Annotated in this window: 1 protein-coding gene; it reads right to left on the reverse strand. The window is 70.5% G+C overall.

What is annotated here, in order from left to right; genetic code table 11:
* Nucleotides 1–64 precede the first annotated feature (64 nt).
* Nucleotides 65–1852 carry an IS481 family transposase gene (locus J4709_RS52720; protein WP_372442259.1) on the reverse strand — a complete coding sequence of 596 codons (1788 nt, stop codon included), beginning with the start codon at nt 1850–1852 and terminating at the stop codon, nt 65–67.
* Nucleotides 1853–2008 lie beyond the last annotated feature (156 nt).

Genomic DNA, 2008 nt, shown 5'->3' on the forward strand with positions numbered 1-2008 from the left:
TGTCTAGTCCCACGAGATGCTTGACGTTCTAGTCCCGGGACATGCTTGACGGATGTTCTAGGTTTCATGGGGCGGCCTTGCGGGGCCGGTGGGCTTTGATGCTGCGGACGGGCTGGGTGGTGGTTCGCCGGATTGTCCGCATGTCGTCGCCGCCCAGTTCGATGGCCAGTGTGGTGTCGGCGACGTGGATGGTGACGACCTGGCCGGCGTGCAGGCGGCCGAGGGAGACTTTCTGTCCGGCGACCATGACGACGCCGGTGTTGCTGGCCCGGCGTTGCACGGTGACCGGTTCGGTGCGGGGCCGTGGCGGCGGCCCGGCCCGCCGCAGCCCGCGCAGTGCCCGGACCTGCTCGCAGGTGAACGGGTTGGGTCGGGTGCGCAGCAGCTCACGGGTCTGCAAGTCGAAGAACATTAGCGTGGCAGGTTCGATGCGGATCCCGACCCGGCGGCCCCGCAGGACCTCCGCCGCCAGCACCATCCGGCCGCCCAGCCCGACGTTGCCGTCCTTGTTGACGGTCCGGTCGACCTCGACCGCGTCGCCGTCCTCGGCGGGCGGCAGCGGCGGCGGCCCGGCCTTGCGGGCGCCGCGGGCGGCCAGCGCGGTCAGGTCCGCGGTCGATAGGTGCGATCGCACCGACTTGATCCGCGCCCCGGCCTTCAGCAGGTGAATGACGTCGGTGTCGGCCCAGAACGTCACCGTCACACCGGCCTGGGCGGGGCCGAGCCAGAACTGACGACCGGCCACGAACATGTTCCCACTGGCCGGCACGGTCCGCTCGAACTCCACCGCCCCGCCATCCCACACCCTGCCCTGCGTGACGCCTTCAGCGATCGGGGCGGCTTGGTCCGGCGAGGGCGGCTCGGCCGGTTCGGGCTCACGGGCGGGTGGGACGGCGGCCAGGCGGACCGCGGCGGGCAGCCGCAGCGGCAACAACTCCTGTTCGTCCTGGGCGGTGCGGGTGTCGAACCGGTCGGCCGGACATGCCATGCCCAAAGCCTGGTGAGGGCGGCGGGTGTTGTATTCGACCACCCAGCCCGCCACCGCGGTCCGGGCTGCGTCCAGGTCATCGAACGGCACCGCGTCATCCAGCAGTTCGCGCCGCAGACTCTGGTGGAACCGCTCGACCTTGCCCGTCGTGGTCGGCGACCGAGGCTGCGTCAGCCGATGCACGATGCCGTTGTCGCGGCAGATCCGGTCGAACAGCACCTCACCGCCATGCCCGAACCGGTCGGTGAACTGCTTGCCGTTGTCGGTCAGCACCTCACCCGGCACCCCGAACTCGCGCAACGCCGCAGCGAACGCCAGACACACCGCCCGCCCCGTCGCCCGCGGCACCACCTCGGCGACCACACAGAACCGCGAATGGTCATCGACCCCGGTCACCACCTTGCACTCCGCCCCGCCTGCCAGGAACACCCCGCCGACGATGTCCATCTGCCACAACGCCATCGGCTCGTCCCGCTCCCAGCGGCGGAACTCCTGACGCTTGCGGCGCCGCCGGCCCGGCTCGATCAGCCCGTGCCGCACCAGCGCCCGATGCACCCCCATCCGCGACGGCACCGGCACCACGTTGAGGCGACCGATCTCATGCACGATCCGCACCGGACCCCACCGCGGATGCTCCCGCCGCAGCTCACACACCACGGCCTCCACCTGCGCACTCATCTGACCCGGCGACGACACCGGACGCCTGGACCGATCGGCCAACCCCGCCAGCCCCTCGGCCCGATACCGCTTCACCCAGGCATGCACGCTCTGGCGCGACACCCCGAACCCGGCCGCGACCTCGATCACCGGCACACCCGCCAGCACCTGCAGCACCGCTCGATACCGCTGCTCGACAACCGACAACTCCACCAGGGCCAATCCCGGCCTCCCTGACGCGCGACGCCCGCAAACGAACACGCGACAGCCAAGCCGAACAGGCACCCGTCAAGCATGTGATGGGACAGAGGTGTCAAGCATCTCCCGGGACAGGACACAGGTGTGATGTCTGGGCCGGACGAG

This window comes from Actinomadura violacea (assembly GCF_017573465.1).
GTDB lineage: Bacteria > Actinomycetota > Actinomycetes > Streptosporangiales > Streptosporangiaceae > Spirillospora > Spirillospora violacea.